General features: G+C 35.2%; 17 protein-coding genes. 13 read left to right on the top strand and 4 right to left on the bottom strand.

Annotated features, from left to right (window positions below; genetic code table 11):
- Positions 1 to 90: 90 nt before the first annotated feature.
- The gene (gene dcm / locus QUF78_RS21725) at positions 91 to 3,114 is read right to left on the bottom strand and encodes a DNA (cytosine-5-)-methyltransferase (protein WP_289326290.1); all 3,024 of its coding nucleotides are present in this window, start codon (positions 3,112 to 3,114) and stop codon (positions 91 to 93) included.
- A gap of 141 nt (positions 3,115 to 3,255) precedes the next feature.
- On the opposite strand from dcm, the gene QUF78_RS21720 reads away from it, so the two are divergent.
- From QUF78_RS21720 to QUF78_RS21685, 8 genes are all read left to right on the top strand, one after another.
- Positions 3,256 to 4,905, top strand: a complete 1,650-nt coding sequence (locus QUF78_RS21720; protein WP_289326289.1) for an AAA family ATPase — start codon at positions 3,256 to 3,258, stop codon at positions 4,903 to 4,905.
- 59 nt (positions 4,906 to 4,964) lie between these two features.
- Positions 4,965 to 6,629, top strand: coding sequence for a DUF2357 domain-containing protein (locus QUF78_RS21715; protein ID WP_289326288.1), 1,665 nt, complete (start codon positions 4,965 to 4,967; stop codon positions 6,627 to 6,629).
- A gap of 891 nt (positions 6,630 to 7,520) precedes the next feature.
- Positions 7,521 to 7,760: a hypothetical protein gene (locus QUF78_RS21710; RefSeq protein ID WP_289326287.1), complete on the top strand. Its 240-nt coding sequence runs from the start codon at positions 7,521 to 7,523 to the stop codon at positions 7,758 to 7,760.
- Complete coding sequence (locus QUF78_RS21705; protein ID WP_289326286.1) at positions 7,705 to 8,268, top strand: hypothetical protein; 564 nt, start codon at positions 7,705 to 7,707, stop codon at positions 8,266 to 8,268. Before QUF78_RS21710 ends, QUF78_RS21705 begins: the two co-directional genes overlap by 56 nt.
- A 406-nt stretch (positions 8,269 to 8,674) precedes the next feature.
- A complete protein-coding gene (locus QUF78_RS21700) occupies positions 8,675 to 8,959 on the top strand; it encodes a hypothetical protein (protein ID WP_289326285.1) in 285 nt (94 codons plus the stop codon).
- 233 nt (positions 8,960 to 9,192) lie between these two features.
- Positions 9,193 to 10,170 carry a hypothetical protein gene (locus QUF78_RS21695; RefSeq protein ID WP_289326284.1) on the top strand — a complete coding sequence of 326 codons (978 nt, stop codon included), beginning with the start codon at positions 9,193 to 9,195 and terminating at the stop codon, positions 10,168 to 10,170.
- Between the two features lie 15 nt (positions 10,171 to 10,185).
- A complete protein-coding gene (locus QUF78_RS21690) occupies positions 10,186 to 11,514 on the top strand; it encodes a hypothetical protein (protein WP_289326283.1) in 1,329 nt (442 codons plus the stop codon).
- 12 nt (positions 11,515 to 11,526) lie between these two features.
- Positions 11,527 to 11,658: a hypothetical protein gene (locus tag QUF78_RS21685; protein WP_289326282.1), complete on the top strand. Its 132-nt coding sequence runs from the start codon at positions 11,527 to 11,529 to the stop codon at positions 11,656 to 11,658.
- A gap of 253 nt (positions 11,659 to 11,911) precedes the next feature.
- Here the strand turns inward: QUF78_RS21685 and mcrC are convergent, their stop codons facing one another.
- Positions 11,912 to 12,955 carry a 5-methylcytosine-specific restriction endonuclease system specificity protein McrC gene (gene mcrC / locus QUF78_RS21680; RefSeq protein WP_289326281.1) on the bottom strand — a complete coding sequence of 348 codons (1,044 nt, stop codon included), beginning with the start codon at positions 12,953 to 12,955 and terminating at the stop codon, positions 11,912 to 11,914.
- The gene (locus tag QUF78_RS21675) at positions 12,933 to 15,386 is read right to left on the bottom strand and encodes an AAA family ATPase (RefSeq protein ID WP_289326280.1); all 2,454 of its coding nucleotides are present in this window, start codon (positions 15,384 to 15,386) and stop codon (positions 12,933 to 12,935) included. Before QUF78_RS21675 ends, mcrC begins: the two co-directional genes overlap by 23 nt.
- A 210-nt stretch (positions 15,387 to 15,596) precedes the next feature.
- Here QUF78_RS21675 and QUF78_RS21670 point away from each other — a divergent pair, with 210 nt between their 5' ends.
- Both QUF78_RS21670 and QUF78_RS21665 read left to right on the top strand, forming a co-directional pair.
- Positions 15,597 to 16,340 carry a sodium:solute symporter family transporter gene (locus QUF78_RS21670; protein WP_289326279.1) on the top strand — a complete coding sequence of 248 codons (744 nt, stop codon included), beginning with the start codon at positions 15,597 to 15,599 and terminating at the stop codon, positions 16,338 to 16,340.
- Between the two features lie 514 nt (positions 16,341 to 16,854).
- Positions 16,855 to 18,309 (top strand): Msr family ABC-F type ribosomal protection protein, encoded by a 1,455-nt coding sequence (locus QUF78_RS21665; RefSeq protein WP_289326278.1) that lies wholly within the window; start codon positions 16,855 to 16,857, stop codon positions 18,307 to 18,309.
- 72 nt (positions 18,310 to 18,381) lie between these two features.
- On the opposite strand, the gene QUF78_RS21660 is transcribed toward QUF78_RS21665, so the two are convergent.
- A complete protein-coding gene (locus tag QUF78_RS21660) occupies positions 18,382 to 18,876 on the bottom strand; it encodes a L,D-transpeptidase family protein (protein ID WP_289327381.1) in 495 nt (164 codons plus the stop codon).
- Between the two features lie 214 nt (positions 18,877 to 19,090).
- Between QUF78_RS21660 and QUF78_RS21655 the strand changes: the two genes are divergently transcribed.
- The 3 genes from QUF78_RS21655 to QUF78_RS21645 all read left to right on the top strand — a co-directional run bounded on the left by QUF78_RS21655 (position 19,091) and on the right by QUF78_RS21645 (position 21,143).
- On the top strand, positions 19,091 to 19,429 hold the full coding sequence (locus QUF78_RS21655; RefSeq protein ID WP_057276953.1) for a hypothetical protein: 339 nt from the start codon (positions 19,091 to 19,093) through the stop codon (positions 19,427 to 19,429).
- Positions 19,430 to 19,649: 220 nt separating this feature from the next.
- The gene (locus tag QUF78_RS21650) at positions 19,650 to 20,375 is read left to right on the top strand and encodes a ZIP family metal transporter (protein ID WP_289326277.1); all 726 of its coding nucleotides are present in this window, start codon (positions 19,650 to 19,652) and stop codon (positions 20,373 to 20,375) included.
- A 402-nt stretch (positions 20,376 to 20,777) separates the two neighbouring features.
- Positions 20,778 to 21,143 carry a hypothetical protein gene (locus tag QUF78_RS21645; RefSeq protein WP_289326276.1) on the top strand — a complete coding sequence of 122 codons (366 nt, stop codon included), beginning with the start codon at positions 20,778 to 20,780 and terminating at the stop codon, positions 21,141 to 21,143.
- Positions 21,144 to 21,284: the final 141 nt, after the last annotated feature.

Below are 21,284 nucleotides of genomic sequence, written 5' to 3'. Positions count from 1 at the left end.
GCTACACTATTATGATAAGAAACCTCAAAAAACAAAAAAGCACTCAATGAGTGCTTTTAAGAAATGACACTAACCTTGTAGGCTCTATCTTCATTTACCTAACAGTACTGGTTCTACTTCATTAAGGATTTCAAAAATATCACTCTGATGAGTTATTTTAAAATCACTTTCATTAATCATTGTATCTAAATCTTTACTGGTTAATATATCTACTACACTTTTAGCAATCGCTTGACTCATTAACGGTGGAACAGCATTGCCGATTTGTTTTCCAATAGATGTAACATCACCTAGGAAACGATATTTGTCTTTAAAAGATTGAAGACGTGAAGCTTCACGTGGTGTTATTGTTCGATGTTGCTCTGGGTGAATAATACGTCCTACTGACGGTGTGTTTAATCTTGTTGTAAGTGTATACGATGGATGTTCCTTTTCCATCCTACCGTACGCTCCGCTATGAACTGAACGTGTTTGGAACTCTTCCGGTAAATCTTTCTGTGTCATACCAGGTTTTATCATTTTCATTTTTTCGATTGTAGATATTTTATGAACAGAAGAAATGTGATTGAATAATTTTCCAGATGAATTACGCATTAGCATTTGATAAAAGTTTTGTGCTTCAGAATCTAATGTCGTTTCCTCTATACCTTGCCCACTCTCTAACGGCGGTAAATCACTAATAGCATCCCATACTGATACATATGTTTCAACTGCATGTGTTGATTCTGGAAAGAAAAGGTCTGAGTTCAACCCTAGACGATTTCCGATAAAAATAGCACGTTTACGTAATTGTGGTACACCATAATCTGCTGCATTTAAAATCCTTGCACTTACGTGATATCCAAGCTCTCTAAATAAATCGAAAATAGCTTCTTTAAAACGGCCTTCCGAAAAATTCAAAATTCCTTCAACGTTTTCAAAAATGAATACCTTAGGTCTAAAGTCTTTTACCATTCGATAGAATTCTTTAAACAACTCATTACGAGGGTCTTCAATTAGTTTTTGTTGATTACGTATGCGATTACCAGCCATTGAGAATCCTTGGCATGGTGGACCACCAATAATGACATCGCAATTTAAACTTTTATTACTAAAAATCTTTTTAATATCATTAGTTTTTAACTGTGTAATGTCTTCATTAAACACAAACGTTTCCGGATTATTATACAAGTATGTTTGTGCAATTTGGGAATCGAACTCAACAGCAGCTACAATATTAAATCCCTCTTCCTTAAACCCTTCTGAAAAACCCCCTGCACCTGAGAATAAATCTAGCACATTTAATTTGTTGGAATTTTTCACAACCATATCTTGGCATAACCATTTATATTCACCATTATCTTCTTCGTATTTAAAGTGTTTCTTTAGCAAATTTTCTACATTAATAACTTCATTTTTATCATTCATATATGCTTGGTTTTTAGCTATTAAAGGCAAAATATATTCATATAACTCAGCTGAGTTAACACCTTGTTTTTCTAAAATAAGATTGCGAGCGCTATTTATGATAAAAGGTTCGGAATTTTTCATGTAGTTAATTTCAAACTCTTTAAACGGCGATACTTTTCTAAAGTTATAAACAAAGTCGCCTTTTAGTGTATTGTCCCTATTAATACCTTGCGTTCCAGAAGAAACGGCTTGTGGTTGCATAACAATATTCACTAATTCGAAGCCAGCTTTCACTGTACCTTCTAAGATAGCCTTCCATACTTTTAAGTCGCGATTATGAAATGTGAAGGATAAATACTTATTCGGTTTAAGTACGCGATAGAGTTCTTTAAAGGTATCTGAAATTAAACTTTCGAATTCATCGATAGTTTTCTTTCGATATGGATCTAAAATGATTTCTTCTTCGTAGTTAACATCTTTGTGAAACCATGAATTCCAAAAATGGCTTAATGCAAGATATGCAATACTTTCTCCATATGGAGGATCAGTGAAAATATAATCAACACTTTCTGATTCAATAAATTGCAAATTAGTAGAACTGCGATTGTGAATATCAGCCAACTTATTATTTATATTTAATAGTTCGGATTTTCCTTTAAAGATAGCTTCACAACGCATTTTGAAACAATCAAAAACGTTACGTTCTGTATGCACTTTTGGCACCCAAAACTTACTAATAACCCAGCCAGACTTATACATCACATTTTCTATATCTCCAGGGAGCATTTTAGATACATTTGGAAGCATTGAAGAAATACTAAACATTAACATAGATTTAACGTTAGGATCTTCAACTTTATCAACTTCTTTCAGAAGGCTTGAAATAATAAGCAATGCTCTTTCTGTAAATAGTTCATATATATATGTTTTTTTATTACGACGGACATATTGTAATATTGCGTCTTTAGGATAAATTAAATCTCCCTTTTGATCTAATTGAAGAAAGTGATTTTTGTATTCTTCAATTAGTTGTAAGTCCTCTTCATTTACATCACATTTAAACTTTCCATGCGTTGGGCAAATACCACGAACACGTTTCGCTTCGTCATTCTCCCATACCATTATTGTATATGAACAAGATTCTTGGCATATCGGACATTTTGTATCGTATAGGTATTTATACTTAGTGTTCACTGTATTTAAAATGCGTTCGTATTCATATTTAAAAACAGATAAGTCAACAGGTTTTAAAGTATTTTCAACAATTGAAATAGCTGTCGGATTAATGTCTACTCCGATGGATTTACGGTTTAACTTCACCGATTCAATTACCGTTACCCCACTACCCATAAATGGATCTAATACAACATCATTCTCTTTCGTAAAATGCGAAATATATTCTGAAATGACGTTATGTGCTTTTCTTCCCCAATATTTATGCATTAAATAATGCTTTGGATGTGACTTTGGAGGAATAAAAGAATTAATAGGCATCAACTCATTTACTCTCGCTTCTATATTTTTAGTAGCATCAATAATTTGGTTATTATAAAATTCTTCTTTGAATTTTATAATAGCGTCTTTTTTAAATCGTCTATATTGTCCTACACCTACTCGTAAACAAGGAATATAGCCGTTATCAGCCCATCTTTTTACTGTCATATCTGAAACATCTAACAATTCAGCCACTTGTTTAGTTGTTAAAAACTTATTACTTTTCTGCATAATTCACCTCGAAAAAGTCGAACATTACAAACATTATCGCACGATACGAACGTATAATCTATACTTTTTTTTATTATTTTAATAAAAATGTTGGGGGAAAGTGGTAAAATAATATGAATTTAGTCGATTGGAGGATATAACTTGAAATATTTCAATTTTTTCAGAAGCAAAGGCTTTAATTATTCAGATGAGGTGTTAACAAATTTTGCTCTTTCATTAAAAACAAAACCTTTTGTAATTCTTTCAGGTATTTCTGGATCAGGAAAATCTAAAATAGCTCAGATTTTCTCTGAATTTCTAGTAGATGACCTTTCGAAACAATTCGCTTTTATGTCAGTAAAACCGAATTGGAAAGACAGCAAAGATTTACTTGGCTACCACAATATCATTACAGATGAGTACGAAACGACACCGTTCTTAAACTTATTAATCCGTGCTGCAAAGGAACCAGACAAACCGTTCTTCTTACTATTAGATGAGATGAACCTTGCCAAAGTGGAACACTACTTCTCTGATTTTTTAAGCTGCATCGAGAGCAGAAATTACATAGAACAAACTACAACTACTGCAACTACTGAAGAAGAAGTAATTACACGTCTAAATAGTCTATATACAGATAGACCAACAGTATCAGAAGCAATTGTATTATCTGCGTTTGATTTAAAAGAAAAGGGTTATTCTGTGCATACCCAGTTTTACCTCATTGAAGAATATAGAAATAATAGATTCTCACAATGGTGGTATAATTCTTTTTCAAGTTCAAAAAATTGGACGGCTCAATATAGGAGTGAATTTAATCAGGGAGACAATCGATTAGCGAATCGACTATTTGAGTCACCTTCAGGTGGAAAAGTTTATCGTTTAAAACAAGAAAGTGAACTTAGAGGCACAGAGTTAACAAGATATAAAGAAATTGAGGAGAAATATTTCCAATTAACAAAAGCTAATACTTTGACTAATAAGGTAATTACACAAGAACCAATGATTTTACATTCAAAAGTTAATAGTTTACCTAGCACGGATTCAGCTTATCCATCAAAAATTATTAATAATGTTTCTACTGCGGCAGATTGGTATGATGACGCAACGAATACATACTTTATCCCAAGCAAGCTTGAGATTCCAGTAAATATCTTTGTAGTCGGTACAGTAAATATTGACGAAACAACATATATGTTTAGTCCTAAAGTATTAGACCGTGCCAATTTAATTGAATTTAACGACGTAGATATTTCAAGCATTTTCGATACACCTTCAACAACAACTGGTCAACCATTTAAATTGCAGAATGATCCTATTTTATTACCTTTAGAATTGGCTACATTGCAATTATCACAAGGTCTAGCCACTTCCAATCCAGATGTTATGAATGACTTACTGGAGATATTTAAATTACTAGAAAAATACAATTTACATTTTGGTTATCGTGTCATTAATGAAGTTTCACTTTACATCACAAATGCACTTAAAGACGTTACTACTTATCAAAATCTTGCGGGAGATGCATTAGATTTCCAACTACTTCAAAAGGTATTACCGAAATTCAACGGTTCCATCCAAAAGTTATGGGATCCTTTTGTTGAAATTCTATCGTACATACGAATCTCTAATGCCACACCATTGCAAGCCGAGCAATTAAATAGTATGACAACTCAACTGTTTAACAAAGAACTAGTGAAAGTGACAAATGCAGATTACACAAGCGTGTTCAAATACCCACGAACGGCGAAAAAATTATTAATTCTATTACGCAATCTTGAAAACTATGGCTTTACAAGCTTTATTGAATAATGTCACTTTACCTTGTAAAACCATTCTTTTAAAGAAACTATAAGAATAGAGGTGAAATTGTGACAAAACAAAACATCAAATATTTTAAAAATAATCATGTAATTATTTATCCGAGTGTGTTTGCAGAATCAATAGATGCTTCAAACGTAAAAACGCCGTTTGAAAATTGCGATAATGAAATTCTTCAATATGATGAATCGTTAAATGAGTTATTTTTAGAAGAAGTCACTTCTTATACAGTGGAAACACTGGATGACACAACATTTGTAAAAAATGACTTTAAATCGATTGGAATCTATGTATCAAAAAGTACAGGACTACTCAAATATGTAAATTACTTGGGTGCTGCTACTTTCAGAGGACTAAAACTTAATATTGTTAGCCAAAAGCTTTCAGAAGAGGCTGTACAATCAGTCATATCAGATATTCAAAAATCATATTTAGACTTAGTCTATGACTATCATAATCCTACCGCATTAAAAACAAGAAATACAAAGCGAAATCAAGTCAGCATTGAATATCATAAACTTAAGTTAATATTGGGCATGCTTGAACATAGGCGACCTGAAAAAAATATATATAAAATTATGGAGAGAATACTCAACAAACCATTTCAAAGCTATTATAAGCAAGAGCGTACTGTATCGGCTCATGATTCATTTTCATTTGGAGATCTAGATATGTCTAGAATGGTATCCGGTAGAAATGAGTACTATCCAATTCGACCGACACAGCTACAGAATAGCAAACTCGTTAATAGTTTCTATATTCATACAGGAAAACGGATCTTGCCAATGTACTATACTTTAAATGAAACACTCGACACTTTCGATAGTCATGAAAATCGTTTTATAAAATATTTTCTAACGTTATTAATTGACTATTTAAAGAAACTCGACAAAATGGTTACACAAAAAGGTATTTTTGGCTATAACAAGACTTTAAAACAATCAATACAACTACATGAGAAAAAACTAAGCCATATTGTCACATCGTCCTTTTTTAGAAAGATTGCTCCATTAACGATGATTCCTTATCAATCACAAGTTCTTAACAAACGTGAAGGATACAGAGAACTATTCCATTACTATAATATTTTAAGCACTCAACAGGAACTCGTATTTGATGATGAAATAGACAATTTAATCGATTCTAAACGTATTGATAAATTATATGAGCTTTGGTGTTTTTTTAAAGTAGTTGATGTCTTCAAGCAAATTAACCATGGGTTATATGAGGAAAACATAACTTTAACAGTTAATAAGGAACGCATCTTATTTAGCGAAAAAAACGAAAATTGCTATTATACTTTTACTAATTTTTTAGGTCTAAATCTCGATATAAAAGTACATTTCCAAAAATTCTTTAGTGGTAGTGATACCTATACGTTAAAATATGATCCTGATATCACGGTGGAATTTTTAAAAAATGGCACCTTATATTTTCGTGTTTTCTTTGATGCAAAATATCGTGTTGAATTTGATAAAAACGAAGTAGGAAAATTTAAACCAGATGACATCAACAAAATGCATGCATATATCGATGCAATTTACTATAGTAAAGGTGCTTATATCCTTTATCCCGGTGATGTTGAGAAGATTTTCCCTGTGAACCCAAAAAATATACTACCAGGTGTAGGTGCATTGTGTTTAAAGCCTATAAACAACGGAGATAAATTAAAACTGGTTACCTTTATCACGAATATCATTAATGAATTAAAATAAATAGTTTGTACATACAGTTCTTTACTGCGGAAAATATTATGGAAATAGACACTATTCTCTTTCCTCAGTTCTCAAAACGTTATTCAAAGTTTCAAGGTTATCAACCCTTGTTGATTGGTCGTCTTTTAAATGCCCGAAATAGGTTTTATACCATATTTAGAACACATATCATAGCTCAATATACCTTTGGGACTTCTCAACTAACTGTTCTTTTGAGTTGCTGTAAAGTGTGTATAGATGTTGATTGTTATTTAAATATCAGAGTCACCTAACCGTATTGAACCTCATTTCTACTTGCACCGGCTTCAAATAAAAGGGGAAAAATGTATATGGAGCAACCCATGAATAATATTCTAAGTTGTTTTAATCACTTCATTGAGTTTTTCGTATAGAAAAGCTAAGCAGAGACCAGAAGTTTGAACAAAACTTCTATAGAAAATTGGATATCTTAAGTATAGAAACGTGTGTGAAGTTTTGTACTTACACTTAAGGGGCAGGTTCTTTTAAGAGTGCAGTTTGATTTTTATTTAGGACGCAGTTTACATTGATTCCGATTCTTCTAATTTGGAATGATGGTTTGGATTTCCTTGGATTTATGGATATTAAGGAAGACCTTAAGTCAGGTCAGTTGATGGCCGTGATGAAAAAGCGGAACAGATAGCGGATGATCTTTTTTATGTTGCTTGATGAGATGAATTAAGAGAGAGTAGAGCATTATTTTAGCAATGCTAAGTTTGATGGAGAGAGGTATGTTGGGGATGGGAAAATTGGTTACGTCTACTCTTCGAAACAAGATATTAGGCTGCTTGTGAGCCTTTATGTTATTGGGAGGATCAATAATGGATAACACGACATCCTTTTAGTAAAAAGGTGCTTGTCTGGGGAATACGAATGAGTTTAATTAATTGCTGGTTGCCCATTTTGCCCCACGCCACCGAAATGGTCGATCAATTACTAAAATATTTCATTGAAAAAAGTCCTGAGGAAATTCAGCGTGAAGGGATATTACCTAGGGGAACGAAAGAGGAATGGGAATCAACTTTAGAAGAAAAAGTACTTGTCGGAACGGTTTCGAATGAAGCAATTTATCGAGACTTTATTCAGCAGGGCTACTATCAGCTTCCAAATTAATAGCCTAAAAAAGGGCTGGCAAGAAGCAAATTATGTAGCGCTTTATACGACTTCAGAACTTGGGGAGAACGGTGTTAGAGAGTATGGAGAAATCAAGCGAATCGCTACTGAAGAAGATTCTGTTCGTTTCTTTGTAGAGGTTTGGAAGAACACAAAGCAGGTTATCCGTCCTGTAAAATACGGCATAGCAACATATATGATGACAACTCTTTCTTTACTAAACGAGGCGAAAGAGCTGCCTGAGCTGTACATGAAAAACAAACAGGAAACCACTCTTTGGAGGATGCTCAGAAGGATCTCAGATCAGATTGAGATTAACCTGGATAACAAGGTTTTAGATGAAGCCTTAGGAGTAGGGACTTTCTCGTTTAAAGAAATCGAAATCCATTTGGACAAAGAGAAACGAACCTTATCCATTAGGAATGATAGTCAGGAGCGGGTACTGGGAACAGATTTACTAATCCATCAGCCTTCCAAAGTATTTAGAGAAGTTCTTAGTTTGCTTTGAGCCACTATACTTTCGTATTGTGGTTTTTTTCTACCTCGTCTCATGTGCAATCCTCTGTTTCCCAACATTACGTTGTAATACCCCATAAAAAGGAAATGAAGGAAAAACCAAATGGAATGCATTCTTTTGGGGAAGGATTTCGGGTTCTGCTGTCTTACATATGCTCTTGGCTTCATCTTCAAAGATGATGCCAAGGTGCACAATTAACGGCATATTCACGTCAGCAGGCTTGATTTGCTTCGAGTAAATCGAATAGTAGCAAAAAAATGAGATTGCTCTCTTTAAAAGGATAAGAGGCAATATTCTGTTATTGAGAAGGTCGTTATGAGGTTGGATTATATCAAGAGATATAGGAAAACTGATATAATCAAGGTGGTAAATGGTGGATATAAAAAGGAGGAATTACATGTGTACAGAATGTAATATTAAGTCATCAACAGTCGTTGGTTCTGTTGTAATTAATGTTAGAAGGTGTAAGAAAAGGCCTGCAAATGATCATGGCGTTGGAATAGTTGGAAAGTTATTCTATGTAACTAAAATAGCATCTCGAGGAGAAGGGGTGTATGGACATGTAATAAACGAAACTACCGGAAGACTACAAAAAACTCAGGCTCATATTAGAGATTGCGAGTTTGAATTAACTAATTATAAATGGGAAAATGGGATTAGTTCAAAAATACAAAATATATAGGAGGAGGGGTTCAAGAGAAGAAAATATTATTTCGACAATTACTTTAAGTGATAAAGACTTATCATATATTACGTTAGAAGTTGAAGAGTTTAAAATGATTTGTAGAAATGTTGCAAATGTACACTTAAATTTCTTTGATTATATAAAGGCTAAATATTAAAAAACAGCTTTAAATGGTGTGACACGTTTTTGAACTTTCAAAATTCAAATCTCAAAGTTTTAAGGAGATAAGAATGTCTATTTATAAAAATATTTTTCATTATTATCGTGGACCATCGAAAAAAGGCGCCGAAGACACTAAACATTTACAAATCGAAAATAATACCACGAAGGCATTTGTTAATGTTTTACAAAATTCTTCACCAACTCTTACCATGAAACTGACAAAATGGTTAGGGTTAAACGGAAATGAAAATGATACTTTTGAGTACATGTATCAAGTCTCTAATGAGCTTCATCGCAAGACTCCACAAGCTGTTGTAATAGGAATTGCAGAAACTAAAAACATGATAAATAACTTACAAATGAAGAAATATTATATTCCCGATGGAGCAATTTTATCAGAAAATGTTTCTATTTTAATAGAAACGAAGATAGGATTAAATTCTTACTTAGAAATTAACCAGCTTGAAGGTCATAAAAAAAGATTTGCTATAAATCAAAAGGTTGAAAAAAATATTATTTTGACCTGGAGTGATATCAGGAACTTTTTACAGGAACAATATCAATTTTTTAAACAGTCAAATGATGTATTAACATGTTTCTTATTGGAACAGTTTGAAGAATTCTGTGTTATTAATTGTATAGGTGGAACAAAGACAAATGAATATTTCTTTCTTCAGTTTGAAAAGGTTAAGGCTCAAAAGTTAGCAAGAAAAATTCATGACTATATCTGGAATGAATCAGGATACCAAGATATACAAGATGCTGGAACGAAAGATGGGATAGGATATAAAAGAGTAAGAAAGCCCAAATTTGCTACTTTATCTATCCAAAGGCAAAGACATTTTATTCTTCATTTCGGCAAGAAAGAGGAGAGATTAGGTCTTAGTATTCAAGAAGAGATAGATAAAATGCTGAGTAGGAACTTTTATAGACCAGACTATGAGATTGAAAAATATCCTCATGAAGCTTATATAAGATTAGAATGGGTAGATAATTTTGAACAAATTAAACCTTACATCGATTTAGCATATAATTTACGATCGTAAAAAAGGAGATTAAGCATGATGGAGCCAAAGGCTTTTGGATCATTTGTTAAAAGGGGAGAAAATATTTATCGAACATCAGCTTACATTCAGTGGGGAGATTCGGAGGAATCTATTGGAGCATGTCTTTTACAAAATCCAGGATCAGCTACACTAGATAAAGAATTAACTCAGTTACTTAATGCAGTGGGGTCTGCCAGTGGTTGGATAAAGGCAGAAGATCCTACTATGAAACAGTTAGTCTCTGTTATCGAAGGAATTTACGGTAAAGACAAGCCTATTTCAGGTCGATTACATATCTATAATATTTTTAATCTTCAAAATACTAAGTCGGAAGATGCAATAGAGCATTTTGAAAATCTTGTCCAATCTGGTGAATATGATATTACAAAACCGCTAGTTAATATAAACGAATTTAAATTGCATCCTTGGATTCTCCTTGGTTGGGGAGTCAAGCACGAAAGGAGATGGGAGAACTATCGACTGATTAAGGAGAAATGGCGTAAATTAATAAAGGACACAAAGATTCCTTCTTTCGGAAAAAAACATGAAAAAAAGAATGAATATTATCACCCATGCCCACTCATTGCATCACACAGGCCAATGATGGCTCAAGAGCTGATTAATATATATAAGCAGCAGTTTTGTATTCAACGTTTTCCAAGCTATGCAACAAAACCTAATTTGATCGTAGAAATGAAACAAGTAGAAAAATATGACGATGACGACTATGGATGGTATAGAACGCCTGCAAATCCTGAATCCGTTGTAAAGGGATTCTCTCACCTAAGCATCCAAAGTGGCTATAAACTAAGGGCGTATCAATTTAGTGATGGTGGCGGTAATGGTAATGGAATCGTATGGGCAATTCCTGAAAAAAAGGAGTTACAGGATGTAGAAGATTGTAAGCAATTAGATGGTTTCTTATCGGCTCCAAAACCAGCTCATGCATTGTCAGATTTTATGCAAGTCATTGAAGGAGATAAAACACCTTTATCTTATTTACAGGCGGCAATCGTATATCATGAATTACATGAATTTGGAGCTAATTGGCATGGGACATCTTGGGGAAGAGATGTTATCTTGCCAGTGCAAGATGAATCAGGAGATGAATCATATGAGAATTACAGTAATGATCAATGGGAAATGATTGAGAAAGAGCCTGATATAAAAGAGCCTCATTTTTATTACAGTAGGGAAGGATACCCCGTCATTGTATTTCATACCATAAATGATATCGGCACAGTCACATGGAATCGATATGTACATGTATTTAATAAAGATGATTATACATTAAAAGTTGAACAAACATGTATTGCGACTGGTGGTGCTGGAATTATCTTTTAGTGAGGCGATTGAATGAATGATACTTGGTTCAAGCCGATCACTTCTAATTTAACGGCACCGATCTTTCCTAACTACTTAACTGAAACAGAGTATCGAAAACAAATCTACTTTGCAGACAAATCCTCTAAAAAGCTTTGGGAGTAAGATGAAGTAGGAGTTAGTAAGTTGATTTCGACTAGTGTTAATTTCTTTTGAAGAAATATTTTTAAGCTGAACTTTAACGTTACCCCAGATGATCAAAAGATTTTTTTGAATATTACGGATATTTGTATAGATAGGCTGTATTATCACTTTGAGCGGAAGGCTAGATAGTCATTACTATAAGTCCGATTACAAATTTGTAATCGGACTTTGCAGTTATTGGTCTAGAAATATAAATATGGGTGACTTCTTTTTACTACCTTAATACAACTATTTCAAGTAACCTTTCATGGATAGACTCCCAGTTGCTATTTAAATCCACTGTGAAAATTTTCATAGGAAAGCCCTTCACTACATAGGAGAGATTCAGTGCCTTACCGGTTTTTGGATACAGTAGGATGCCTATTGTTTCCTTCCCTATAGCTTTTTTATGATTACTTAAATAAGCAAAAAGCTGATAGAGATTTCCGCTAATTAGTTTTTGAGATCCCCAGTTTTGTATAAGCGAGTTTTGATAGTATTTTGTATCCATGATAATTTTCCACTCAATATTTTCAAGTGATATATCTGTTTGCATCAGGGGGAGATAGGCGGTGTTTTCTCCCTCTGCTTCCCAATAAATGTTTTCTCGGTAAACTTTGAATTCTGGTAACTCTATTTTATAAAAGGAGCGAACGAACTCCTCGAAAAGACGTGCCATCGCTTTTGGTTCTCTTTCAAAATCTGCGAATGTAGTTTCTAGACCTTCCTCATGCATTAACAACGATTCAAATAGAAAACGACAAATATCCAATACAAAACGATAATGTTGGTTACTTCTGTGGAGCTTGATCTTATAAAAAATTTGGGGATCAAGCTTAATAGTACTGATACCTTCAAAATACGGGTATAGTTGACGAACCTCTCCTTTAAGCGTTGGATCTAAGTTTGAACTTTGGATCAATTTAACCAGGGTAGACTTGATAATCTGGTTGTGGAGAATGTCATGGCTCATATCTTCAAATTCACAATGCATTTTTCCTCGTTTAAAGGAAAAAGTATTAATAGATTCCTGAAAATGGATTCTTCCTCTTAAGTTTGATAGTTCCTCTTGATAGCTCTTATATTCTCTATAAAACCCTTTTTTGATTAGGGATCGGAGTTTAACTAGTAGAATCCTTGTCAAAAGGTGCTTCATATCCTTTTCATTTTCACGAGAAATGTTGGCAAAGTCTTTCTCTGCTAAATGTCCCCATGCATAGCAAAGCATATAATAGAGATTTTTAATTGGAATTTTGTTAGAGTCTGGAGAGGAGACCATTTACTTTATCCTCCTGATCAAACCAATACTCTCTAAGCAATGGGGCAATTTCTAAGCGAATAATCCGTTCATACCATTTTTGCTCATCCTCCACCTGCTCGAAGGTAGGGCAGAAATAACTATGTCCAATCTCATATCCTTTGCCCAGGTTGACAGTATCTTTTATGATTTCCTGATTGATTTCACTAATGGTTGTGGTTAATTTATCGATAAATCCTTGACTAATTCCTTTATTGATTAGATATTCTTCAAATTGTTCTGTATGGAAAGCCGGTTCCAAAGTAATAAACGAGAATCTTCTACGAAGGGCATAATCTACCATGGCTAATGAACGGTCTGCAGTGTTCATTGTTCCAATAAGATATAAGTTTTTAGGAATATAAAAAGTATCCTCACCTTCACTATAAGCAAGCTTTACGGAATATTTCTTTCCTCGTTTATCAGCTTCAATCAGCATCATTAGTTCTCCGAAAATCTTCGAAAGGTTTCCTCGATTAATTTCATCAATAATCATATAATAATTGCTTTCCGGATCATTAATCGCTTTTTTACAGAAGGAGTAAAAAATGCCATCCTTTAAAGAAAAATGCCCTTGTGCACTCGGTTTATAACCTCTAATAAAGTCTTCATAAGAATAGGATTGATGAAACTGAATCATTTCTATTTTCGTATCATCCCTAGTGCCCAAATGTAGATAAGCAAGTCGCTTAGCAATAAAGGTTTTTCCAACTCCTGGCGGCCCTTGGAGAATGAGATTTTTCTTATAATCAAGAGTTTCAAGGATTTCCTCTATCGTTTCTTCATCCATAAAAACTTCTGTGAGAATTTGCTCACTATTATAGAGAGCAGCTTTTTCAATAACAATAGGCATAGTTGAATCATTTTCTAGATAAACAGAATTTTCTCTTCCGACCATATCTAACAATTCTTTTACAAAATCCTCATAGGGACTGATATCTGTTAGGGTTTTGGTGATCAACTGATTATTTTCAATTTCCCATTTCCCAGTTGCTAGCCATTCTACCTTACGCAATGATTGGTAACGTTCACGTGTTGGATCGTATTTGTAATCCGAAACAATTTTTCCATAAGCAATAATCTGTTTGATTCCTTTTTTGATAAAAACATAATCGCCAATTTTCATTTCATGAGCGAACTGATAGTTGGCAAGTGCATCATTATTAGGGTTGTGATCAAACTGGAACGCTTCTTTTAAAGCTTCTGCTATTTCTCTCTTGCTTTTATATTGTTTAAGGTCACTAATTTCTTCCCAGCCAATTGCTATTAGCTCATTTTGGTGGAAATCCTTCCACATCGAGTTGCCTTCCCCAGCTGCTAATAGCCAAAATTGTGGAAGATCATCCTCTTCAGTTTGATACTCTATTTTCCCGTATTTCTCAAATAGAAAACTAAAGAATTGATCAATTTCATAAAAAATGGGCAGGTTAGTTCTCTTTCCGACTATTTCAAGATATGTGTCCACTATTTTATTTTCTTGCATGCAAATCTGGAATTTTAGTAATTTGGTCGCAAAGGAATCTCCGCGTGAATAATTAGGAGTCAGTTCTAGGATATTTTCTGCTGCCACTTTGTCTCTTTGATTGTAAAAACAATATTCTTCTGAAAAAAGATTTCCTATTAATTCACTGATAACACTTGTTCCGAATCCAAAAAGCTTGTATTCCCCATCAGAGAGAAAACGATCAATTCGGTCTTTGATGGAATCATTTCCGTAAATAAGGTATTCAAAGCTTTTTCGGTAATGGTCAATAGGAGCATTCATATTTCCGAGGGCTCGCTTCTTAGCAAGCGGCATTCGAAAAGCATTGATATGATTGCCCAACTCCTGAATGTCTTTCCATTCCATCGCTTGTATGTTTTCCTGTTTTTTAAATTGATTGAAAAATTGATAGCTTTCTTGTAAATACTCAATATTCGTCAAAAACCAGTTTTGTGCTTCGTCCTTAAAAAAATGAAGGAATTTTTCTGTTGTAGAAAGGTTTAGTCTATCTTCGATTTCTGAAGGTGAATTCCATAGGTTTTTGAGACGATTGAATTCGTCATCAGTTAATCGGTAGTTTGTCATTTGACTGATTTTGAATATTTGTAAGTTCATTGTATCTGGGATTTCTTTTAATTCATGACGAAATAGCATTTGTTCTTCTGCTGTTAAACGACATTCGAGTACTTTTAAGTCTACCTTGAAATCCTCCTCATTTTCATAAGGTTCTGACACAATTTCGCATAATGCGATTACACCGCCAGAATTTTTGATTCTGCCATCAGATCTCCAAATAAAGACTTGATCTTTTTGTTGAATCTCATCCAAATACTGCTTTTGTCTGATTGACCAGTTTATGACTTCATTTTCTAAGAAGTATGTATCTAAATCAAAATGTTTTGGGTTTCCTTGAAAAATCCACTTGCCCATTTAAGAATTCCTCCTTTTAAATTAATATATTATTTTATCATAAACCATTTTTGTAATTTTTAAATCAATTTAGGTAACTCAATTCACTATATACAGCCTATATAAATTTATTGATACCATCATGCTCCTTTTCCCTAACCTCTGTTTACCCCAATTATCAACGCTTTCCGTGCCGGCGTTTGGGCCACCGTTTCCATTTTGACCGTCTATTTGTTTCTCCATATCAGCATATCGACAATCACCACCATTAAAGCGGATATCGCACCGACGGAAAAGGTATTCATTTGGGCAGCGATGAATATTGTCCCGACATGGCTTGGAGTCATCATCGTTAGCGGCATCATGGCTGCGGCATTATCTTCCTGTTCGAGCGTCCTTCAGATTATAGGAAGCAGCATTACACGGGATATCATGGAACAATCACGGAAAAAGGAATACACAGATCATCATCTATTACGGGCCAGCCGCATTTCCATGGTTGTGATCAGCTTGATCATCTTATTGATTGGATTGTTCCAGCCGCCTGCTGTCATGTGGATCGGCTACTTTGCGGCCACATTATTTGCAGCATCATGGGGACCGATTGCCATATCAAGCGTATTTTCAAAGAAGGTAACAAAAGAAGGAGCTTTTTGGAGCATCGTATTCGGCTTCTTTGGCGTGATACTCGGGGAAAGCCTCAGCATGTTCGGAATTAGCCTTCCTGTATACTTCAATCCTGTAATCATCGGTTTAATCCTAAGCATAGGCGCACTTATCATTGGCTCCAAGTATGGAACGATCACCATCGAAGAAAGGGAGTTCCAAGCAAATATCCTTCAAACCCCGATTGAAATAGATGAGCAAAAAGAAATGACTATCACCCGCAGATACCCGGCCTATTTAATGATCAGCGGCGTCATGATCATCATGGTTACACTGGTGTTTTATTATTGGCCGATAAATATGAATTGATTGATAGAACGATACTATTGTACTGGCAGGGGAAATCCTTGCCTTTTTTTATATAAAATAAAAAATCATTGACTGATGGAAATATCCTGGTTAGAATAGGGGCAAGATTTGAAAGGAGCGATAAACGTGGCATTTTTACAACTATACTGATATACACACATATTATGGAAAAAACCACTTTGTATAAGGGGTTATTTGCTGTGTGTATAGGATGGATATGTTGTAGAAGTTTTGTCGTTCTACCGAATATCTATGCCGATTTTTTTAGTACACAGAGCATCTGTGTACTTTTTTATTTTGGAGAGATTTTTACATGATGATGTTACTTTTCTATTGATGCGAGTTTGGAAGATAAGCTCATATCGATTACATGGTAATGCAACGGTGACTATGAAGATGAAATAGGGGGAATGTAAATTGCAGTTCTTATTATTCTTTTGATGCGAGCTTGAAATAGAAGCTCGTATCGATCCAAGCTATCGATACGAAATCACAAATTTCGGAGGTAGCGAATATGGAACAAATATGCTTTGAATTAGAAAATATCAAAGTGACCTATTTAGATAAAGAGATATTGAAGATTGAACGATTAGCTGTACATCAATTTGACCGCATCGGCATCGTCGGGAAAAATGGTACAGGGAAAAGTACGTTATTAAAGTTACTTGCTCGAGAAATTCAACCGACAAGCGGAAAAGTAAAGAGTTACGTTGATTGTGGCTATTTTGAGCAAGTTAAAGCCCCTGCTATTGCAGAAACTGATCCAGCGTTAGTGGGAAAATTAGCAGTTCCGCGAAATTCAGAATCGCTAAGCGGCGGTGAGCAAACAAGAGTGAAGCTTGCCCAATTGTTTACCCACTATTTCGAAGCGTTACTTATCGATGAGCCGACAACCAACTTGGACCAAGACGGCATTTCGTTTTTATTTGATGAATTACGCTATTACTATGGTGCGCTTCTATTGATTAGTCATGACCGGGCTGTATTGGATGAACTTGTCACAACGATCTGGGAAGTGCATGAAGGCAAGGTAAATGTATATTCCGGAAATTACAGCGAGTACATGGCACAGAAGCAGTTACAACGTGAACAACAGAGGCAAGCTCATGAACAATTCATAAAAGAAAAAAGCCGGCTTGAAAAAGCAGCGCAGGAAAAAATGAAAAAAGCTGAAAAAATCGCTCAAGCTGGAAGATTATCGAAAAAAGAGGCGAATGCAAAACCGAATAAGACGTTTATGACGAAATCAAAAGGCACCAGCCAAAAAGCCGCACAACGTGCAGCGAAGGCAATTGAGCATCGAGCGGAAAAACTTCAGGAAGTCGAAGCTGTACAAGAGGAAAGGCAAATCGTGTTTCGCCAGTCAAAGCAATTGGAATTGCATAATAAGTTCCCGATAATGGCAGACCGATTGACTCTACAAGTGAAGGAGAAAGTATTATTGGATGAAGTGAGTTTCCAGCTGCCACTCGGTAAAAAAATAGCCATTACGGGCAGCAACGGGAGCGGTAAAAGTACTTTGCTGCACCATATTGCTAATAATGGTGCAGGCTTAGCGCTTTCTCCAAAAGCGAAAATTGGTTACTTCCGTCAAATGAGCTATAGATTTGCAAAGGATGAAACGGTTCTGCAATTCTTGGGAGATCGCTCAGAATATGATGAAGGATTTTTAAGAAGCGTCCTGCATTCGATGCAGTTTGTCGGTACAGATATACTGAAAAGTGTTCAGTCATTAAGTGGCGGCGAAGCGATTCGCCTCCAACTTTGTCAGTTGTTCTTAGGGGAATACAACATTCTGCTATTAGATGAACCGACCAATTTTTTAGATATTACTGCCATTGAAGCATTAGAACGATTTATAGCGGCATATGAAGGGACGATCATATTTGTATCCCATGATCAAGCGTTCATAAATCATGTAGGAGATCTTCAGTATAAAATTCATGCGAAAAAATTGGTTCAAGTGTAATTTTTAAGTTTATGCCAAAATAAGCCGATGAGAAAATCTCGTCGGCTTATTTATAATAATTCACTAAACACATTAAGGATGAATCGTAACCAATGTCCCGATTGGAACAGTTCTTGATAATTCCTCCACGTCCCGATTATGCATGCGAATACAGCCTTTTGAGACGGCTTTACCAATCGAGCTGGGATCATTCGTTCCGTGAATGCCATAGTGTTCTTTTGATAAACTCATCCACATGGTACCGAATGGGCCTCCGGGGTTGGGGGCTTTATTAATGATGATGAACTGCCCTACTGGTGTACCGAACAGCATTCTTCCAACGGCAATCGGATATTGTTTTTGCAGTACTCCATTTTTTAGCAGCCTTAGCTTACGATTATTAACGGACACATCGATCTGAAATGGAATGGTATCGGGAGGAGGAAAACCAGGTATTAAAATGGGTTGACCAGGGTAAATGACATTTGGATTTATTGACGGGTTGGCAGAGATGATTGCTGATAGTGGTTTCCGATAGTCCCTTGATATCTGTGTCAGTGTTTCACCTGGTTTAACTGTATGAATCAGTCTGAACACCTCCAAAGGTTATAGTTGTCATGTTACATTCTATGTAATTATTAAAAAGTGTTTCGTAACTGCCACAAGACCATGACAGGCTGTTATCTTTTTTTAATAAAACTTATTTGTTAAGTAACTAAGCAGAAAAGAAACCGAAATGAAGTTTTGATAAAATAAGTTTTTATGGAGACGGATTTTTGTTAGTTAAAGAGGGGGAACAAGGGTGGAGGAACATGTGAAAAAGGCTTTAGTTGAATGGAATGAAGAAATTAGTGATGTGTTAAATGGGATAGAAAAAGAGTATGAAGAAGTTAAGCGTGACCTTCAGGTTTATTCCTATAAATTCAATATCACTAAACAAGTTGTGCAATCCACTATAAATGATGAAATTATTCGGAACATCCGCGAGCTCTATCATAAACCTTTTGAACAAAAGTTGAACGAATTGAAAGAATCGATAAAAGAGCTGGAAGAGAAGAGAAAGGTTTTCCAAATGTTTGTTGATAAGATTGAAAAGGTTAGTGAAAGAGAAGAAGGAAAGCCTCAAATATCAGTCATATAAGGCAGAGATTCAGAGCCTCAATCCATAGGAATCCTTATGGGATAACCGGATCGGCTCTACTATTTTTTTCATACTCATCTACCATGGCAGGGATTTATAACTGCTTTTTTTTTGAGGGGATTTTGCAAAAAAAGCGCTAACCGCCTCTATTCCCGGATCACCGTTTACCCCAACATCAACCAGGGTACACTATCCTATAAAAAGGAAATGGGGGAGTAGCATGTGGAATGCGGTCTTTTGGGGAGGGGTTTCGGGTTCTGCTGTCTTGATTGGCGCACTTGCCGCCATCTTCATTCCGATAAAGAAAAACATCATTGGCTATATAATGGCATTTGGTACTGGAGTATTGATAGGTGCAGCGGCATATGAGCTGCTTGCTGATTCGGTTCGTGATGGAGGAATCTGGGCAACGGCGATTGGATTCATAACAGGGGCCGCCGTGTTTACTGGCTTGGATATTCTTGTTTCCAAAAAAGGTGCGAATAAAAGGAAACGGTCCAATAACAGCTCTTCAAAAGAAGCGGGCCTAGCCATTTTTATTGGGACGGTGATGGATGCCATACCGGAGTCGATCATGATTGGAGCAAGCTTAATAAGCGGTGGCTCGGTAAGCTGGCTATTGATCATTGCCATCTTCATCAGTAATATCCCTGAGGGACTCTCCAGTACAACTGGTCTGCTTAAAAGTGACTATTCAAAGAAGAAAATCATGCTGCTGTGGTTTTCCGTAATGCTCATTTCAGCTTTATCTTCGATGTCGGGCTATCTATTTCTCGATCATGCCCCGGAATATGTTCTGGCAGCGATGGCAGCCTTTGCAGGCGGCGGAATCATCGCCATGATAGCGTCAACGATGATGCCTGAAGCGTATGAAGACGGAGGACCAATCACGGGTATATTCACCGCAGCCGGCCTGCTTGTATCTTTGGTTTTGGATTCGATGTGATAACGAAAAAGGAGATTGTCCCCTTGGAAAAGGGGGCATTTTTTGTGTGGGAAGTAGTTTATGGAGAATTAGAAAGCTGTTGTGGAAAAAAGCCAATTTTATAAACCTGGGTCTATTAGTAAGTGTTTATCATTCCTATCTTTTTACAATTAAGACTTTTGATTATTGATTTTAGATAAAAGTTCATCCCAATCGGAGGGAAACCCATAGTAAAATAAGGAAATTAAGAATGAAATTCCCTATTTAGCGGGCGAGTTCTAGGTTTCTTTGTGTATGTATTCCATTAGAACTTTCAGTATAGCGAGGAAATCTATCTTTAAAGAATAATTGTTGGTGTTAAAATATCATTTCAAATCATACACTTTTCATATATTGGATTTTGGAAATTGAGGTGATGGAGAAATGAACTACGAGATGCAAATAGCGAATATGTTGGCTAAAAACATAAATGGTTTCATTACATTCGTTCGGGAAAATCATGAAAATGAAAACAATTGCTTTTGTTTAAATAGAGATAAATTGTATCAATTAAAGCTTCTTGTTGAGGAGTTTAAGTTTCAAGTATTGGCCGATGAACTTAAACGGATCAATCGGTTTACCTGGGATGAAAACTACACTACGTTATTAGTAGATAGATTCAGGAAAGGAATGGGCATCATTGAAGAATACGTAGAAAATAACTACAGTGATTTATTCATTTTTACCGCTAGAATTTACACATTGAATAGCCTCAGTTTAACCTTTTGTAACGAGGAAGAATCAATATAACCACAAAAAAATAGTCCGTTAATTTGGGCATCCGCGAATAAAAGAGAGCACATATTATCGTATATAATATGTGCTCTTCTTCTATTTCATTATAGGGATAGTTGACCAAAAAGATTCTAATTCTTTTTGCTCCGAGCCCGA

This window comes from Peribacillus sp. ACCC06369, from assembly GCF_030348945.1.
Lineage (GTDB): Bacteria > Bacillota > Bacilli > Bacillales > DSM-1321 > Peribacillus.
Note: the sequence above shows the minus strand (reverse complement) of the source record. Positions and strands in the feature narration are given on the sequence as shown.

What these genes read in the sequence shown, in the direction of transcription:
- dcm (WP_289326290.1), bottom strand. Translation starts at nt 3,114, where the DNA reads ATGCAGAAAAGTAATAAGTTTTTAACAACTAAACAAGTGGCTGAATTG.
- QUF78_RS21710 (WP_289326287.1), top strand. Translation starts at nt 7,521, where the DNA reads ATGAGTTTAATTAATTGCTGGTTGCCCATTTTGCCCCACGCCACCGAA.
- QUF78_RS21705 (WP_289326286.1), top strand. Translation starts at nt 7,705, where the DNA reads ATGAAGCAATTTATCGAGACTTTATTCAGCAGGGCTACTATCAGCTTC.
- QUF78_RS21700 (WP_289326285.1), top strand. Translation starts at nt 8,675, where the DNA reads ATGTGTACAGAATGTAATATTAAGTCATCAACAGTCGTTGGTTCTGTT.
- QUF78_RS21695 (WP_289326284.1), top strand. Translation starts at nt 9,193, where the DNA reads ATGTCTATTTATAAAAATATTTTTCATTATTATCGTGGACCATCGAAA.
- QUF78_RS21690 (WP_289326283.1), top strand. Translation starts at nt 10,186, where the DNA reads ATGATGGAGCCAAAGGCTTTTGGATCATTTGTTAAAAGGGGAGAAAAT.
- QUF78_RS21685 (WP_289326282.1), top strand. Translation starts at nt 11,527, where the DNA reads ATGAATGATACTTGGTTCAAGCCGATCACTTCTAATTTAACGGCACCG.
- mcrC (WP_289326281.1), bottom strand. Translation starts at nt 12,955, where the DNA reads ATGGTCTCCTCTCCAGACTCTAACAAAATTCCAATTAAAAATCTCTAT.
- QUF78_RS21675 (WP_289326280.1), bottom strand. Translation starts at nt 15,386, where the DNA reads ATGGGCAAGTGGATTTTTCAAGGAAACCCAAAACATTTTGATTTAGAT.
- QUF78_RS21665 (WP_289326278.1), top strand. Translation starts at nt 16,855, where the DNA reads ATGGAACAAATATGCTTTGAATTAGAAAATATCAAAGTGACCTATTTA.
- QUF78_RS21650 (WP_289326277.1), top strand. Translation starts at nt 19,650, where the DNA reads ATGTGGAATGCGGTCTTTTGGGGAGGGGTTTCGGGTTCTGCTGTCTTG.
- QUF78_RS21645 (WP_289326276.1), top strand. Translation starts at nt 20,778, where the DNA reads ATGAACTACGAGATGCAAATAGCGAATATGTTGGCTAAAAACATAAAT.